Annotated in this window: 17 protein-coding genes; 5 read left to right on the top strand and 12 right to left on the bottom strand. The window is 69.3% G+C overall.

Annotated features, from left to right (window positions below; all coding sequences use genetic code 11):
- Nucleotides 1-15: 15 nt before the first annotated feature.
- The 3 genes from rsmI to gshB all read left to right on the top strand — a co-directional run bounded on the left by rsmI (nucleotide 16) and on the right by gshB (nucleotide 2,289).
- Nucleotides 16-894: a 16S rRNA (cytidine(1402)-2'-O)-methyltransferase gene (gene rsmI / locus EKE94_RS12760; RefSeq protein WP_127907013.1), complete on the top strand. Its 879-nt coding sequence runs from the start codon at nucleotides 16-18 to the stop codon at nucleotides 892-894.
- A complete protein-coding gene (locus EKE94_RS12755; RefSeq protein WP_127907012.1) occupies nucleotides 891-1,241 on the top strand; it encodes a YraN family protein in 351 nt (116 codons plus the stop codon). Before rsmI ends, EKE94_RS12755 begins: the two co-directional genes overlap by 4 nt.
- 103 nt (nucleotides 1,242-1,344) lie before the next feature.
- A complete protein-coding gene (gene gshB, locus EKE94_RS12750) occupies nucleotides 1,345-2,289 on the top strand; it encodes a glutathione synthase (RefSeq protein WP_127907011.1) in 945 nt (314 codons plus the stop codon).
- Between the two features lie 178 nt (nucleotides 2,290-2,467).
- Here gshB and EKE94_RS12745 read toward each other — a convergent pair whose 3' ends face one another.
- Both EKE94_RS12745 and mnmD read right to left on the bottom strand, forming a co-directional pair.
- Entirely contained in the window at nucleotides 2,468-3,418 is a 951-nt protein-coding gene (locus tag EKE94_RS12745; protein ID WP_127907010.1) for a DMT family transporter, read from the bottom strand.
- Entirely contained in the window at nucleotides 3,415-4,086 is a 672-nt protein-coding gene (gene mnmD / locus EKE94_RS12740; RefSeq protein WP_127907009.1) for a tRNA (5-methylaminomethyl-2-thiouridine)(34)-methyltransferase MnmD, read from the bottom strand. The genes EKE94_RS12745 and mnmD overlap by 4 nt, the downstream gene beginning before the upstream one ends.
- A 63-nt stretch (nucleotides 4,087-4,149) precedes the next feature.
- Between mnmD and EKE94_RS12735 the strand changes: the two genes are divergently transcribed.
- A complete protein-coding gene (locus EKE94_RS12735; protein WP_127907008.1) occupies nucleotides 4,150-5,247 on the top strand; it encodes an NAD(P)/FAD-dependent oxidoreductase in 1,098 nt (365 codons plus the stop codon).
- A gap of 3 nt (nucleotides 5,248-5,250) precedes the next feature.
- On the opposite strand, the gene EKE94_RS12730 is transcribed toward EKE94_RS12735, so the two are convergent.
- The 4 genes from EKE94_RS12730 to EKE94_RS12715 all read right to left on the bottom strand — a co-directional run bounded on the left by EKE94_RS12730 (nucleotide 5,251) and on the right by EKE94_RS12715 (nucleotide 8,985).
- Nucleotides 5,251-6,492: a lytic murein transglycosylase gene (locus tag EKE94_RS12730; RefSeq protein ID WP_127907007.1), complete on the bottom strand. Its 1,242-nt coding sequence runs from the start codon at nucleotides 6,490-6,492 to the stop codon at nucleotides 5,251-5,253.
- A gap of 69 nt (nucleotides 6,493-6,561) precedes the next feature.
- A complete protein-coding gene (gene cbiB, locus EKE94_RS12725; RefSeq protein ID WP_127907006.1) occupies nucleotides 6,562-7,446 on the bottom strand; it encodes an adenosylcobinamide-phosphate synthase CbiB in 885 nt (294 codons plus the stop codon).
- Nucleotides 7,447-7,472: 26 nt separating this feature from the next.
- Nucleotides 7,473-8,594: a threonine-phosphate decarboxylase gene (locus EKE94_RS18925; RefSeq protein ID WP_235856017.1), complete on the bottom strand. Its 1,122-nt coding sequence runs from the start codon at nucleotides 8,592-8,594 to the stop codon at nucleotides 7,473-7,475.
- A gap of 7 nt (nucleotides 8,595-8,601) precedes the next feature.
- Nucleotides 8,602-8,985 carry a DUF1636 family protein gene (locus EKE94_RS12715; RefSeq protein WP_127907005.1) on the bottom strand — a complete coding sequence of 128 codons (384 nt, stop codon included), beginning with the start codon at nucleotides 8,983-8,985 and terminating at the stop codon, nucleotides 8,602-8,604.
- 155 nt (nucleotides 8,986-9,140) lie between these two features.
- Between EKE94_RS12715 and EKE94_RS12710 the strand changes: the two genes are divergently transcribed.
- A complete protein-coding gene (locus tag EKE94_RS12710; RefSeq protein ID WP_328590494.1) occupies nucleotides 9,141-9,653 on the top strand; it encodes a hypothetical protein in 513 nt (170 codons plus the stop codon).
- On the opposite strand, the gene EKE94_RS12705 is transcribed toward EKE94_RS12710, so the two are convergent.
- The 6 genes from EKE94_RS12705 to EKE94_RS12680 all read right to left on the bottom strand — a co-directional run bounded on the left by EKE94_RS12705 (nucleotide 9,607) and on the right by EKE94_RS12680 (nucleotide 15,605).
- The gene (locus tag EKE94_RS12705) at nucleotides 9,607-10,596 is read right to left on the bottom strand and encodes a glutathione S-transferase family protein (RefSeq protein ID WP_127907004.1); all 990 of its coding nucleotides are present in this window, start codon (nucleotides 10,594-10,596) and stop codon (nucleotides 9,607-9,609) included. The genes EKE94_RS12710 and EKE94_RS12705 overlap by 47 nt on opposite strands.
- 205 nt (nucleotides 10,597-10,801) lie before the next feature.
- A complete protein-coding gene (locus EKE94_RS12700; protein ID WP_127907003.1) occupies nucleotides 10,802-11,863 on the bottom strand; it encodes an ABC transporter ATP-binding protein in 1,062 nt (353 codons plus the stop codon).
- A complete protein-coding gene (locus EKE94_RS12695; protein WP_127907002.1) occupies nucleotides 11,860-12,606 on the bottom strand; it encodes a glycerophosphodiester phosphodiesterase family protein in 747 nt (248 codons plus the stop codon). Before EKE94_RS12695 ends, EKE94_RS12700 begins: the two co-directional genes overlap by 4 nt.
- A gap of 11 nt (nucleotides 12,607-12,617) precedes the next feature.
- Nucleotides 12,618-13,424, bottom strand: coding sequence for a carbohydrate ABC transporter permease (locus tag EKE94_RS12690; protein WP_127907001.1), 807 nt, complete (start codon nucleotides 13,422-13,424; stop codon nucleotides 12,618-12,620).
- Nucleotides 13,414-14,352 carry a carbohydrate ABC transporter permease gene (locus EKE94_RS12685; RefSeq protein WP_235856016.1) on the bottom strand — a complete coding sequence of 313 codons (939 nt, stop codon included), beginning with the start codon at nucleotides 14,350-14,352 and terminating at the stop codon, nucleotides 13,414-13,416. The genes EKE94_RS12690 and EKE94_RS12685 overlap by 11 nt, the downstream gene beginning before the upstream one ends.
- A complete protein-coding gene (locus tag EKE94_RS12680; RefSeq protein ID WP_235856015.1) occupies nucleotides 14,349-15,605 on the bottom strand; it encodes an ABC transporter substrate-binding protein in 1,257 nt (418 codons plus the stop codon). The genes EKE94_RS12685 and EKE94_RS12680 overlap by 4 nt, the downstream gene beginning before the upstream one ends.
- Nucleotides 15,606-15,650: the final 45 nt, after the last annotated feature.

Here is a 15,650-nt window from a genome sequence, read left to right as displayed (position 1 = left end):
CGGGAGAACTGGACAATGACCGAGCGCGCCGAAATCCGCCCGCTCAAGGCGGGGCTCTACCTTCTGGCCACGCCGATCGGGACGGCACGTGACATCACGTTGCGGGCGCTCGACATCCTGGCCTCGGCCGACGTGATCGCGGCCGAGGATACGCGCACCGCCCGCAAGCTGATGGAGATCCATGGCATCGCGGTGGGCGGGCGGCCGGTGATCTCGTACCACGATCACAACGGCCGCACGGTGCGTCCGCGGCTTCTGGCGATGATCGCCGAGGGCAGGTCGGTCGCCTATGCCTCCGAGGCCGGCACCCCGCTGGTCGCGGATCCCGGCTATGCGCTGGCGCGCGAGGCGGCGATCGCCGGGCACCACGTCACCGGTGCGCCGGGGCCCTCGGCGGCGCTGGCGGCGCTGACGCTGTCGGGCCTGCCCAGCGACAGGTTCCTGTTCGCGGGGTTCCTGCCGACGGGTGGCGCGGCGCGGCGCAAGGCGCTGGCGGAACTGGCCCCCGTGCCCGCGACCCTGATTATCTTTGAGTCGCCGAAGCGATGTTTGGAAACTGTTAAGGAAATGGAGACCACACTCGGCGACAGAGAGGCGGCGCTGTGCCGGGAATTGACCAAGAAATTCGAACAGGTGATGCGCGGGCCGCTCTCGGCCCTGCGGCAAAGGCTGGAAGAGGGCCCCGCCCTGAAGGGCGAGGTCGTTCTGGTGGTCGACCGCGACCGCGGCACTGCCAGCGATGAGGACATGCGCGCGGCCCTTGCCTCGGCCCTGCCGGGACAGAGCGTCAAGGATGCCGCACGCGAGGTGGCAGAGCGGCTGGGGCTGAAACGGCGCGATGTGTACCAGGCGGCGCTAGAGATGGGCGGCGCACAGGGAAGGGACGAGACATGAGTGGACGCGTTTCCTATCACGCGGGCCTTGCGGCCGAGGATCAGGTCGCCGCGCACTACACGGCCCGCGGCCATCGGATCGCGGGGCGCCGCTGGCGCGGTCGCTCCGGCGAAATCGACCTTATCGCCCGCGACGGCGACGATGTCGTCTTCATCGAGGTCAAGGCCAGCCGCAGCCATGCCGCCGCTGCCGCGCGGGTCTCGCCGCGCCAGATCGAGCGGATCTTTGCAGCGGCCGGCGAATACCTGGCGGGCGAACCGGCGGGGCAGAACACGCCGGCGCGCTTCGATGTCGCGCTGGTCGACCGCACCGGGCGTATCGACATCTGCGAGAACGCGTTTCTTTAGGGACCCGCGCGCGCTCTGCGTCCCCTTCCTGCCGTGCCGGGCATTGTCAGCCGGACGGTGCTGCGCCATGTAAGGTCGGCACAGCCCTAGCCGGATGGACCGCATGACCCTGACCGTCGCCTTTCAGATGGACCCTATCGAGGCCGTCGACATCAACGCCGACAGCACCTTTCGCCTGGCCGAGGCGGCGCAGGCCCGGGGGCACCGGTTGTTCGTCTACGGCCCGGACCAGATGGCGTGGCGCGATGGCAAGGTCACCGCGCGCGGTCGCTGGGCCGAGGTGCGTCGCGTCAAGGGCGACCATGTCACCCTGTCCGAGATCGAGGAGATCGACCTGTCGACGGTTGACGTGATCTGGTTGCGCCAGGATCCCCCCTTCGACATGGCCTATATCACCTCGACCCACATCCTCGACGTCCTGCACCCCAAGCCGCTCGTGGTGAACGATCCCTTCTGGGTGCGGAACTTCCCCGAGAAGCTGCTTGTCCTGCGGTTCCCCGAGCTTATCCCGCCGACGATGATCGCCCGCGACCTCGCCGCGCTGCGGCAGTTCAAGCGTGATCACGGCGACATCATCGTCAAGCCGCTCTACGGCAACGGCGGTGCCGGTGTCTTCCGGCTGGGCCCGGACGACCGCAACCTCGCCAGCCTGCACGAGCTCTTTTCGCAGCTGAATCGCGAGCCCCTGATCGCACAGGCCTTCCTGCCCGCCGTCTCGAAGGGCGACAAGCGGGTGATCCTCGTGGACGGCGAGCCGGTGGGCGCCATCAACCGCGTCCCGGCCGAGGGCGAAACCCGGTCGAACATGCATGTCGGGGGCAAGCCGGTGCCGTCCGAGCTGACCAAGCGCGACCGCGAGATCTGCGCCGCCATCGGCCCCACGCTGCGCGAGAAGGGCCAGATCTTCGTCGGTATCGACGTCATCGGCGACCGGCTGACCGAGATCAACGTGACCTCGCCCACCGGCATCCAGGAGCTGGAGCGTTTCGATGGTATCGACGTCGCGGGCCGCATCTGGGATGCGATCGAGAAACGGACAGGCGCCTGACAGGCGCCGCCCCGACCTCGCCGCCCGGACGATGCGAAGCTGTCGCTGTCGGTGAGGCCCCCCGGGGGTCACGGACACCCGCAGGGGCGCGAAACCCGGGGCGCGCGGACAGGGTATGGGGTGTGAGGCGCCTCACGCCCCCGGGCCGCGGCCCGACGCGGCGAAGGTTGCCGCCGCTTCAGGGCCGGTTGCCGCCGCGCCTTTTCCTGGCTCGACCGTCGCGCCATAGCGTGAAGATGCCCGCGCAGACGACGATACCGGTGCCTATGGCGACATTCGTCCGCACCGTTTCGCCGAACAGCGTCACCCCGATGATCGAGGCGAAGACAAGCTGAAGGTAGGCGAAGGGCTGCACCGCGCTGGCCTCTGCCAGCTCGTAGGTCTTGATCAGCAGCCAGTGCCCGATGGACGCCGTGACGCACAGGATCGCCATCCACGCCCAGTCGGGCGCGGTCATGGGCTCCCACTGCCAGATCCCGATGACGGTCAGCGCGGCCGCCCCCACGGTTCCGGTCCAGAAAAAGCTGGTGGCGGCGGTGTCGCGCCGCGCGGCATAGCGCGTAAGCAGGCCGTAGAGCGCGAAGAGCGTGGCAGAAGCAAGCGCGATGAGCGCGGCGGGCGAGAACATCGCGACCCCCGGCTGCAAAATCACGAGGATGCCGACAAAGCCGATGCCGATCGCGGTCCACCGCCGCCAGCCCACACGCTCGCCCAGGATCGGCCCCGAAAGCGCGGCGATGATCAGCGGATAGCAGGCAAAGATCGCGTGCGCCTCGACAAGTCCGAGGAACACGAAGGCGAGGATCATGATGTTGACCTCGAAGACCAGGATCAGCCCCCGTGCCGCCTGCAGCAGCGGCTGGGTCGTGGCGGCTGCCTTGCGCAGTCCTCCGGCCTTGCGGGTCGCGATGGCGATCACGAAGGCGGCGAAGAACCAGTAGCGGATCATCACCACCATCAGCACGTTGTATTCCGCCGCCAGGTGGCGCGAAATGCCGTCCTGCGCCGCGAAGATGAACGTCGTCAGGCACATGGCGAGGATGCCCAGACGCGTGGTGTCGCGGGGCCCGTCGCCCTGATCCGCGGCCAGCACCCGGGCGTCGCTGCGGGCGGCGTCGGGCGGGGTCATGCGATCACCGCGCGGGTCATGTGCCGTTTGCGGCCAAAGCCCGGGACGCGCGCCACGTCAAAGCCCGCCGATTGCAGCGCGCGGCGCACGTGGCCCGCGGCGGTATAGGTGGCGGCGGTCCCGCCGGGGCGGGTATGCCCGGCCACGGCCGACAAAAGGTCGGGGTCCCAAAGCTCGGGGTTGCGGGCCGGGGCGAAGCCGTCGAGGAACCAGGCATCCGCGGTGCCGGTCCAGGCCGGCAGGGTGGCGCGGGCATCACCCTCGATCACGCAGAGCTTCATCGGGCCCAGTCGCATCTCGCGCAGACCCCGCGCCCAGCCGTCGTGCAATGCCGCGGCGCGCGGCGCCAGCGCGGGAAAGGCCGACAGGGCACGCGCCATATCATCCCCCGTCATCGGGAAGGCCTCGAACGAGGTAAAGGTGAACGCGCCCGGGATCGCGGCGGCCTCCCATGCGGCGCAGGCGGCCAGCGCGTTCAGCCCGGTGCCGAAGCCCAGCTCGGCAATGGCGAAGCCGTCGCGAAACCGCCCCGGGAGGCCATTGCCGTCGAGGAACACGTGGTGCGTCTCTTCAAGCCCGTTATCGAGCGAGAAGTAGGGATCTTCGAACCGGGTCGAGACCGGGGTCCCCTCGGTCCGCCACTGGACTTCGGCAAAAGGCTCTGGCACCGCACCTCCCGAGGATAGGCCGGGATCCGGACCCGGCGCGTATCGGAAACGAGGTCCGAGAGAATGGCAGCGGCAGACGTCACCGTCATGGGCGCGGGGATCTTCGGACTCTCGGTTGCCTATGCCTGTCTCAAACGCGGTGCAAGGGTGCGCGTCGTCGATCCCGGCGGGCCGGGCGCGGGCGCATCGGGCGGGATCGTGGGCGCGCTGTCGCCGCACGTGCCCGAGAACTGGAACCCGAAAAAGGCGTTCCAGCTGGAAAGCCTTCTGTTGGCGCGCGAATTCTGGCCCGAGGTCGAGGCACTGTCGGGGCGCCCCACGGGCTATGCCCCCCATGGGCGCATCCAGCCCCTTGCCGATACACGGGCGGTCGAACTGGCGCAGTCCCGCGCCACGAGCGCGGCGGCGCTATGGCGGGGCGAGGCGGTCTGGGCGGTGATCGATGCCGAGGCCGCGGCGGCCGGACTGCCGCCGGGCTGGCTGCCCGAGGCCGGATCCGGCGCCTATGTCCGCGATACGCTCAGCGCGCACATCCATCCCGCGCAGGCGGTGGCGGCGCTTGCCGGAGCGATCCGGTCCCGCGGCGGGGAGATCACGACCGCCGCCGTGCCCGAAGCCGCCGTTTCCGAAGCCGCCCTTCCCGAAGCCGCCGCGCCCGAGGGCGCCGTGATCTGGGCCACCGGCGCCGCGGGGCTGGAGGATCTGAGCCGCGCCTTTGGGCGCGCCCTCGGCGTCGCGGTCAAGGGGCAGGCCGCCCTGCTGGGCACCGGCGCCGCGCTGGCGCCGCAGATCTTTGCCGGGGGGCTGCATATCGTGCCCCATCTCGACGGCACGACCGCCATCGGCTCGACCTCCGAGAGGGAGTTCGCGGGGACGGACACGGACGCCCAGCTGGACGACGTGATCGACCGCGCCCGCAGCGTCATCCCCGCGCTGCGGGAGGCGCCTGTTATCGCGCGCTGGGCGGGGCTGCGGCCGCGCGCCTATTCGCGCGCGCCGCTTCTGGGCGAATGGCCCGGCCGACCGGGCCACTTCGTCGCCAATGGCGGGTTCAAGATCGGCTTCGGCGTCGCGCCCATGGTGGGGCAGGTGATGGCCGACTTGGTGCTCGACGGGCGGGACGCGATCCCCGAAGGGTTCGGCTTCCCGCCCGATCTCTGACGCCTACATGCGGTCCAGCAGCGCCGGCGTGGGCCAGGCGTCGGCGGGCAGGCCCAGCTTTTCCTGCTCGGCCTGCACGGCCTCTCGCGTCATCTCGCCCAGGATGCCGTCGGCGCCGCCGACGTCATAGCCCCTGGCCTGCAGCGCCTCCTGCAGGCGGATCATCTGCGCCTCGCCCAGCCCGGGGTCGGGATTGCCCGCATCATAGACCGGCGCGCCCTCTAGCCGGGTGGCGAAATAGGCAGCCGTCGCCACGTAGACAAAGCTCTGGTTCCACTCGAAATAGACAATGAAGTTCGGATAGGCGACAAAGGCCGGCCCCTTGCGCCCCTGCGGCAGCAGCAGCGAGGCCGAGAGGTCGGCGCCGTCCCAGTCGCCATCGCGCGGGGTGACGCCCATCGCCTCCCAATCGGCGACCGGTAGCGTGGTGTCGAGCCCGGTGCGCGACCAGTCCAGATCGTCGGGCACCTCGACCTCTTCCAGCCAGGGCTCGCCCGCGCGCCAGCCCAGATCCCGCAGCATCGCCGCGCCCGAGGTCAGCGCATCGGGGGCCGAGGTCTTGAGCTCGACCGTGCCGTTGCCGTCGGCATCCACGCCGTTGTCCAGGATGTCCTCGGGCAGCATCTGCACCATGCCGATCTCGCCTGCCCAGGCACCGGTGGTGGTGTCGGGATCCATGCCGCCCTGCTGTGACAGCTCGATCGCGGCGAAGACCTGCGGCAGGAACAGCTCGGGCCGGCGGCAATCATGCGCGAGGGTGACGAGGGCATTGGCGGTGTTGAAGTCGCCCTGCACCGCGCCGTAGTCCGTCTCGAACGCCCAGAAGGCCAGCAGGACACCGCGCGAGACGCCGTAGTCGCGTTCGATCGCGGTGAAAACGTCGTCCCACTTGTCCGACATGGCCTGCCCGCGGTCGATCCGGGCCTGGCTGATCAGGCGGCGGGAAAAGTCGATGAAGGGAAGCTGGAACACGCCCTGACGACGGTCGGCGGCAATCACCTCGGGGTCGCGCCGGATACCGTCGAAGAACCGCGCGGCGGCGGCGGGGTCGGCGCCCTGCGCCACCGCGGCCTCTTCGGCGGCGGCCTTGAAGCTGGCGAAATCGCCACCGCATTGCACGGCGAGCGGGGGCTGCGCGTCGGTTTCGGCGGCGGTGGCGTCCTGTTGCGCCCATGCGGCGGGGGTAAGGGCCGTGGTGGCGGCGCCCAGCGTCAGGGCGGCCAATGTCAGCGTCGGTCGGGTCATTCGATCTGCCTTTTGCATCCTTGCAAGGGTCGGGGCGAAGTTGTGGCGGACCCTAGCAGGCTGGGCGGCTCAGACCAATGCAAGCGCCCCCACAACCGCGAGAGCGACAGCCCATCCCTGCCAGATCCGGCGCATGGCGGCGTCGATGTCCTCGGGCCCCGCGTCGTGCCGCCCGCGCGGATTGACGAAGGGAAAGGCCTTGCGCCGCCCGTGGTACGAGCGCGGCCCCGACAGCGCGACACCCAGCGCCCGGGCCAGTGCGGCCTCGGGCCAGCCCGCGTTGGGTGATCGGTGGCGCCGGGCCTCGGATGCGATGGCGTCGCGGTCGCGCAGGCACCGCCCGAGCGTGGCGAAGATCAGGGCGGTCAGCCGCGCGGGCACCCAGTTCAGCACATCGTCCAGCCGGGCGGCGGCCCAGCCGAAGGCCTCGTGCCGCGGCGTGCGGTAGCCGATCATGCTGTCGGCGGTGTTCACCATCTTGTAGACGGCGATCCCCGGCAGCCCCAGCAGCAGGAACCAGAAGGCCGGGGCGATCACCCCGTCGGAAAAGTTCTCGGCCCCGGATTCGATGGCGGCGCGGGCGATGTCGGGGTCCTGCATGCCCGCCGTGTCGCGGCCGACGATCATCGCGACCGCGCCGCGCGCCTCGCTCGTCGAGCGGCGCAGCGCCATGGCCACCGCGGCGACATGGTCACAGAGCGAGCGCTGTGCCAGAAGGATCGCCCCCGCGATGGCTTCGGGCAAGGGGCCCAGCGGCAGCGCCTCGACCAGGTCCGCGAGCACCCAGGCGGTGAGGCAGAGCGCGCCCAAGAGCGTCGCGCCACGCGCCCGCCGATGGCGCCCGCGGTTCAGCCAGGCATCACCCCGCCCGATGGCCCGGCCCATCAGCACCGCCGGATGCGGCCAGCGCCGCCACATCCAGTCGGGTTCGCCCAGCGCTGCGTCTAGGATCATGGCCAGAAAAAGGGGGTAGGCGGCGTCTAGCACAGCGCGGCCTCGACCCGTGGCCAGTCCCGCGGGGCGGGCAGGCCCAGCCGCAGCCAGTGCGGCGCGTAGGGAAAGACGCGCGACAGGATATGCGCGCGACCCAGCCGATCCTGCCAGTGCGCCGCATCCTCGACCTCGTAAAGCCGGAAGAGCGTGGTGCCCCCGGCGACCCGCGCCCCCGCGCCTTGCATCAGGCGATCCAGACGGTCCGCATCGCGGCCCAGCCTGTCGCGCGTGACCTTGGCCCAGGCGCTGTCTTCAAGCGCGCGCGCCCCGATCTCCAGCGCGGGGCCCGACACGGGCCAGGGGCCCAGCATCTCGGCCAGCCGCGACAGCGTGTCGGGCGTGGCCGCGGCAAAGCCCAGCCGCAGGCCGGCCAGGCCCCAGAACTTGCCGAAGCTTTTCAGCACCACGACACCGGGGCGGGCGGCGGCCGAGATATGCGAGGCCCCGGGGACCACGTCGCAGAAGCTTTCGTCGATGATCGTCCAGTCAGGGGCCGCAAAGGCGCGCCGTGTCCCGCCGGAGTGGGGCGCGCCCGACGGCTGGCTGCGCTGCGGGTGCCCGTGCGTCCTGCTGCTGCCCGCCCTGCTGATGCCCGTCTTGCTGCTGCCAGCCATGCCCGCCTCGGCGGCGCCGACGTCGGAAGTGGACCAGAGCCTACCGTCGGGGTTGTTGGGATGGACCAGCACCCGCACCGGCTGGCCGGTATCCATGCTCGCCACATCGTGGCCCGCGGCGCGAAAGGCGGCGGCGTGTTCGTTGTAGGTGGGCGCCGGGATATGGGCCGGGCCGCCGGTCACCGCGGGCAGCCGTGCGATAAGGGCCGAGGCGCCGGGCGCAGCCAGCACGCCCGCACCGTCGGGCACGCCCCAGAAGCTGCGCGCCGCCTGCGTGATCCGCGCCGTGGCGGCGCGGTCGGGCAGGGCGGTCCAGCAGCCGGGGGAAAGGTCCGGGATCGGATAGGGCACCGGGTTGATGCCGGTCGACAGGTCGATCCAGCCGTCCCGTTCGCCGCCCCAGCGGGCCATCGCCGCATCGATGCCGCCGCCATGGTCGCGCGGCGTGGACGGACGCGAGCGGGACGCGTGCGGGCCCGGGGCGGGGGCGCTCATGCCGCGCTCATGTCTCGGGCAGTGGTGGATGGCGGGTCACGAAATGCCCCTTCACCGCCGCGGGCCATGTCCGGTAGGGCACTTGGCCGCTGGGACTGGCCGCATGCAGCCGCGCCCAGTCGAGGATCCCCTGCGCCGTCTCGGGCCCCGCGTCGAACCGGCCGAGCGTATAGCACAGCTTGCCCGCCGCCTGGATCGCCACGTTGCAGCCCGACGCGCAGCCCATCAGGCAGGACGTGCGGCGCAGGCGCAGGTCGGGGTCCTCGGGCGACAGACGCTCTTCGATCAGCTCGAACAGATGGGTGCCGCGCGGTTGCGCCCCCTCGGGGCCGGGTACGCCGCCCTCCTTGCAGGTGTCGCACACCGTGATCCAGGTGGGCCCGACGCTCATGCGGCAGAACCTCGCCTATCGGTGGCCGAATGAAAGGAGTATTCTACCATATCACGAATTGAGGTGATTAGATGGCCATTTAGTGGCATTGTTCGCATCTCGGTGTTATGTTTGTCGCGAGAAGTGCTCGCAATCCTAGTCGTTGAGTGTTTTTTATGAAGATACTTATTGTTGCAAGCGAACTGGCCCTGGCCCAGCTCTGGTCCGCGCATCTCGGGCGCGTGGCAGGGGCCGAGGTGCGCATCGTGGATTCGCAGGACTCTGCGATCCAGGCGCTGCAGTTCGAGGATTTCGATGCGGTGGTGCTGGATCTGGGCCTGACCCGGGGCAGCCCGATGGCGGTGTCGGACTTCGTCAGTTACCGGCTGCCCGACATGCCGGTCATCCCGGTGACGCCGAGCAGCTTTTTCTCGGACGGGTCGGTGTTCCGCCACATTCCGAATGCCGCGACCTCGCTCAACAGCCGCACCCCACCCGGAGATCTGGCGGCGATCGTGGCGCATTACGCGGAACGCCCGGTATCGCGCGCCGACGTGGTCATGCGGACTGCGTCGCGCGCAGCGGTGGTGATGACCGCGGGCACGGTGTGCCCCGGGGTGGGCCCCGGGGCGAACGACCGCGTCAGTCGCCCCGATGATGCGGCTCTTCCCAGTCGAGTACCGGGTTGATCGGGATGATCCGGTAGGGGTTCACCGTGTCATGGCTGTAGTGGTAGTGTCGCACGATGTGGTCCAGGTGGACGGTATCGCGGATGGCGCCGCCCGGCCCCTCCCACTGGTATAGTTCGCGGGTGTAGGCCCAGAGGTTCGGGTAGTCGATGATCCGCTTGCGGTTGCACTTGAAGTGCAGGTGGTAGACCAGATCGAACCGCACCAGCGTCGAGAACAGCCGCCAGTCCGCTTCGGTGATCCGGTCGCCAAGCAGGTAGCGGTTTTCCGACAGGATGCCCTCAAGCCAGTCGAGCGAGTCGAACAGCGGGTGCACCGCCTCGTCATAAGCCTCCTGGCTGGTGGCGAAGCCGGCCTTGTAGACGCCGTTGTTGACGGTGTCGTAGACCCGGTCGTTGATCGGCGCGATGGCGTCGCGCAGCTCCTCGGGCCAGTAATCGTCGGTGTTGCCGGTGATCCCGTCGAAGGCCTCGTTGAACATGCGGATGATCTCGGCGCTTTCGTTCGACACGATGGTGCCGCGCTCCTTGTCCCAGATCACGGGCACGGTCACGCGGCCCGACATCTCGGGCGCCGCCTTGAGGTAGACGTCGCGCAGGTAGGGTAGCCCAAAGAGCTTGTCGCCCGTGGCGCCGGGCCAGTCGGTGCGCAGCTCCCACCCTTCGGACAGCATTTCGGGATGGACGACGGAGACGTCGATCAGGCCGTCGAGCTCTTTCAGCTTCATGAAGAACAGCGCCCTGTTGGCCCAGGGGCAGGCATAGCTGACATAGAGGTGGTAACGCCCCGCCTCGGCCTTGAACCCGCCCTCGCCCGAGGGGCCGGCGCTGCCGTCCGCGGTGATCCAGTTGCGGAAAGACTGCTCCGACCGCACGAACTTGCCGCCGGTTTTCGACGTGTCGTACCACTGGTCCTTCCAGACGCCTTCGACGAGTTTTCCCATGTGACCTCTCCTGCATGCTGCTGTTGGGCAAAGAGCTAGCATAGCCTGCCCCGACGCACAGAGGGGCAGGGGGGCGCGGGGCCCCTGCGCCAGCGCACACGGCACGCGGCGCAGGCGGGCAGGGCAGGCGGGCGGCGCAGGCGGACGGGCCCTGCCGGGGCCGGGGATCATCGTGGTCGGCGCCGGTCGGTCCCCGGCGGGCGGGTCAGGCCGAGAGGTTGGCCGTGTGCGGCTGGGCCGCGGGGGCCGGGCGCCGGGTCCCTGTGGCGGCATCGAAAAGATGCACCCGGGCGGGGTCGAAACCCAGCCATAATGCGCCCGGGTCGGGGGGAAGCGCGTGGCGCGGGGTGACCGCGGTCATCCGTCCGGCGTCGGTGTCGCAATGCAGGATCACGCCCGAGCCCGTCATCTCGGACAGCGTGACGCGGGCGCGCAGGGCGGGCCCGCCGGGGGCGGTGCCGTGCAGCGACAGCGCCTCGGGCCGCAGCCCGGCGATGCTGTCGCCCGGCGCCCGCAGTCCGGGCAGATCGCGGGCCAGGGCGAAGTTCATCGCGGGTTGCCCCAGGAACCCGGCGACGAAGCGGTTGGCGGGCCGGTCGTAGATCGCCTCGGGCGTGTCGAATTGCTGCAGGTGGCCGTCCTTCATGACGGCCACACGGTCGGCAAGCGACAGCGCCTCGGTCTGGTCGTGCGTGACGTAGACGATCGTTGCCTTGAGCTTGCCGTGAAGCTCCTTGATCTCGGTCCGCATCTCGGTGCGCAGCGCGTTGTCGAGGTTCGAGAGGGGCTCGTCCATCAGGAAGGTCGTGGTGTCGCGCGCCATGGCCCGGCCCATCGCCACCCGCTGCCGCTGCCCGCCCGACAGCGCGCCGGGCTTGCGGTCGAGATAGGGGGTCAGGCGCAGCATCGCGGCGACCTCTTCGGCCCGGGCGGTACGGACGGCCCTTGGCACGCGGCGCAATTCCAACCCGAAGGCGATGTTCTGGCGCACCGTCATGTGCGGATAAAGCGCGTAGTTCTGGAAGATCATCGCGATGTCGCGGTCCTGCGGCGCCATGTCGTTGGCGCGCTGCCCGCCGATGGTGATGTCCCCGCCCGAGACCTGTTCCAGCCCCGCGATCAGCCGCAGCAGCGTGGACTTGCCGCAGCCCGAGGGGCCGACGATCACGGCGAACTCGCCGTCGCGGATGTCCATCGACACGCCGTGCAGCACCTGCGGGCCGTGGGCGTAGCTCTTGACGATGTCGGTCAGCTGGATCGCGCTCATGCCGCGTCCCCCCGGAAAGCGGCGCGCCGCGCGATGGCAAGGCTGGGACGGTCGGTGGTGAAGACCTTGACGCCAAGCGCCAGAGCCGCGTCGATCTGCGTCGCGCCGTGGGCGCCCCAGACCCCGAAGTCGAGCCCCGCGTCCTGCACCCGTGCCATCAGCTCGGGCGTGGCGGTGTCGACATGCACCCCGATCTCGGGGATGGACCGTGCGCGGGCCAACTCGATCACGCCCGCTGTCCCCACCTGCCGCAGCACCGGCGGACTGACCAGCCACAGTCGCGGCCGGTCGCTGGCCTGTCCCAGCGCCTCGAGCGTTTCCAGCGGGAACGCGCTGAAGCCCGTCCGCTCCAGCATCCCGCCGTGGGCGAGCGCGTCGACCACCCGGGGTACGAAGCCTGCATAGGGCAGCCCGTCGACCCCGGGCTTGATCTCGCAGCGGAAGGCGACCGGGCTGTCGCGAAAGATCCCGCAGAGCTCGGCCAGCGAAATCGGGTGCCCGCCCGCGGCATGGTCGATCACCGCCGCGCGCACCTCGGCCTCGGTCAATGCGGCGATGGCGCCGCTTCGGTCGGTGGTGCGGTCGAGCGTGGCGTCGTGATGCACCATGATCGCGCCGTCCGCGGTGGGATGGACGTCGAATTCGACCTCCTCCAGCGGCAGGACGGCGGTGGCGGCAAAGCCTTGCGGCGTCGAGTCGCCGAATTCCAGCGTGCCGCCGCGGTGCGAGGCGATGCGGGTCATGTGATGCTCCATTACTTGACGGCCCCCATGGTGATGCCGCGCACGAGGTGGCGTTCGACCAGCAGGAAACCGAGGAGGACGGGCAGGATCGTCAGGGTCGAGGCCGCCATCACCAGCGGCCAGTCGATCGACCCCTCGCCCGGGTTCAGCTTGTAAAGCCGCGCCAGGCCGATCTGCAGGGTATAGAGGTCCTGGTCGCTGACGGCGACGAGCGGCCAGATGTAGTTGTTCCACTCGGATATGAAGATGAAGAGGCCCATCGACAGGATCGCGGGCCGCGCCACCGGCACGATCACCCGCCACAGCACCTGCAGGGGCGTGGCGCCGTCCATGTAGGCGGCTTCGTCCAGCGCGCGGGGGATGCCGCGGATGTACTGGCGCAGGAAGAACGCGGCGAAGCCGTTCGAGATCGCGGGCAGGATCAGCCCCGCGTAGGTGTCCAGAAGCCCGACCCGCGCTAGGGTAAGGTAGTTCGGGATCAGCGTGATGTGGCTGGGGATCATCAGCGTCGCGACCACGGCGGCGAACAGCAGATTGCCGCCGCGAAAGGTCCAGCGCGCGAAGGCAAAGGCCGCCATCGTCGCCATCGCCAGCCCCGCGATGGTGACGAGGCCCGAGACGATGATGCTGTTCATCAGGTAGCGGGCAAAGCCGTAGTCGCCGATCGACACGGCGTAGTTGCGCAGGGTGAAATCCAGCGTGCCGGTATAGTAGGCGTTCGCCGTCTGGAACGACATCCAGATCGAATAGAGCACCGGCGACAGGAACAGGAGCCCCGCCGCCAGCGCGCCCAGCGTCAGCATGCGGTCACGAGTCATAATGCACCTTCCGCCCGATCACGCGGGCCTTCACCACTGCCAGCGTGATGAGCAGGATGAACAGAAGTACCGCCAGCGCCGATCCGGTGCCGATGTCGAACAGGGTAAAGCCCACGCGGTAGAGCATGTTGACCAGCATGTCTGTCGCCCCCGCCGGGCCGCCCCGGGTCATCACGTCGACGATGGTAAAGACCTGGAACGCGTCGATGACCGAGATCACCAGCAGGAAATAGGTCGTCGGCATCACCAGCGGCACGGTCACCCGGCGAAACACGTGAAACCGTCGCCCGCCATCGACCGAAGCCGCATCGTAAAGCTCGCCCGGCACGGCCTGCAGTCCGGCGATGTAGATGATGATGTCGTAGCCCAGCTGCTTCCACGTGTTGACGAGGATCAGCACCCAAAGCGCCAGCTGCGGGTCCTGCATCCACGTCACCTTGGGCAGGCCCAGAAGCTGGAAGAGCCCGTTCACCAGCCCCTGGTCGGTCGCGAAGACCCAGGAGAAGACGACGCCGATCGCCACGGTCGAGGTGACGGCGGGCAAAAACAGCGCGCCGCGCAGAACCCGGGCGGGCAGGGTTTCGCGGACGAGGTAGCTGGCGATGGCCAACGCCAAAACCAGCCGCAGCGGCACCGAGACCAGCGCGAAGACCGCCGTCACCTGCAGCGAGTTCCAGAACTGGTGCGAGGTCAGCAGCAGGCGGTAGTTTTCGAACCCGACGAAGGGCTTGTCGGGCGACAGGAAATCCCATTCGCGAAAGCTGAGGTTCACGCTCATCGCGATGGGGAGGTAGGTGAAGGTGGCGATAAAGGCCAGAAGGGGCAGGACCAGCAGATAGGGCGTCGCCCGCCGCAAGACCTGCTGGCGGGCGGCCCCGGTCCGGCGGGCCCGTGCGGGGCCCGCCGACATGTCGGGGGTCAGGGTCAATTCTGCCGCTGCTCTTCGCGCCGGGTCTGCTCGGCGAAGTCCTGCAGCGTCTCCTCGACCTCGCGCTGGCCCAGCGCCATTGCCTGCCACATGTCGTATTCCGTGGCGCGCATCCACGTCACGACCGGCGGGCGCGGGCGGCCGCGCGCGACGTCGAGCTGGTTGATCGCCACGTCGATCCCGGGCTTGTCGGCCAGAGCGTCCTTGGCCAGCTGCTGGTCGGCGGTGTGGCGGTTGATCGGCATGTAGCCGGTTTCCGAGAACCAGATCGCGTTCGATTCCGGCGAGGCGGCGAAGCTGATGAAGTCGTAGGCGGCGTCCTGCACCCGGGCCTCGGCCGAGGCGATGATGCCGATGCCGGCGCCGCCGATGGGGGTGGCGCAGACCTTGTTGCAGGGCATCGGGCGGACCTTCAGCGCGTCGCCCAGCGCCTCTTTCGATTCACCGTAGTTGCCGGTCGAATTCATCATGATCGCGCTGCGCCCGGCCAGGAAATCCTCCTTCCCGGTATCTTCGTCGGTGACGTTGTCGGGCGAGGCGACATCGTGCTCGTGCACCAGGTCCGCCATCCATTCGTAGGCCTCGACCGTGTTCGGCGCGTCGATCAGGATCTCGCCCGTGGTGCTGTCGATCAGGTCGCTGTCATTGGCCATGATCAGGCCCCAGCGCGCGAACTGGCCCGGCGCCGAGATGCCGCGGATGCCTTCGTCGCCCAGCTCTTCCTGCACCTGTTGCGCCACGGTCAAAAGGTCGTCGTAGGTTTCCAGCGGCGGTTCCTCGTCGAACCCGGCCCGGTCGAGGATGTCGGCGTTGTAGTAGAGAACCGGGGTCGAGCTGTTGAAGGGCACGATGTAGTTCTTGCCCTCGAAGACCCCCACTTCGCGCGCGAAGTCGAAGAGATCGTCGGACAGCGGATCGGCGGCGACCTTGTCGGTCAGGTCCAGAAGCACGCCGCGGTCGGCGAAGAGACCGTAGCGCGTGACCTCCATGATCACCGCGTCGGGGGCGCGGTTCGCGGGGATCGCGGCCTGCAGGCGCGCGACGATGTCGTTGTAGTTCCCGACATGCTCGGCCTCGATGTCGATGTCGGGATGCGCGGCTTCGAAGTTTTCGATGATGCGGTCCAGCGCCGCGCCGGAACTGCCGCCGAAGCTGTGCCAGAACTCGACGGTGGTGGTGTCCGTCTGGGCCGTGGCCGGAATGGCGGTGCCCAGCAGGACAAGCGCGCCGGCGGACATGATGGTCTTGGTCACAGGGATTAGGGCCTCCAAACCCGGATAATCGCGAAACGGTGCGGC

The sequence above is a fragment of the Mesobaculum littorinae genome (assembly GCF_004011175.1).
GTDB classification, from domain to species: Bacteria; Pseudomonadota; Alphaproteobacteria; order Rhodobacterales; family Rhodobacteraceae; genus Tranquillimonas; species Tranquillimonas littorinae.
This window is presented reverse-complemented; position numbering and strand designations above follow the sequence as displayed.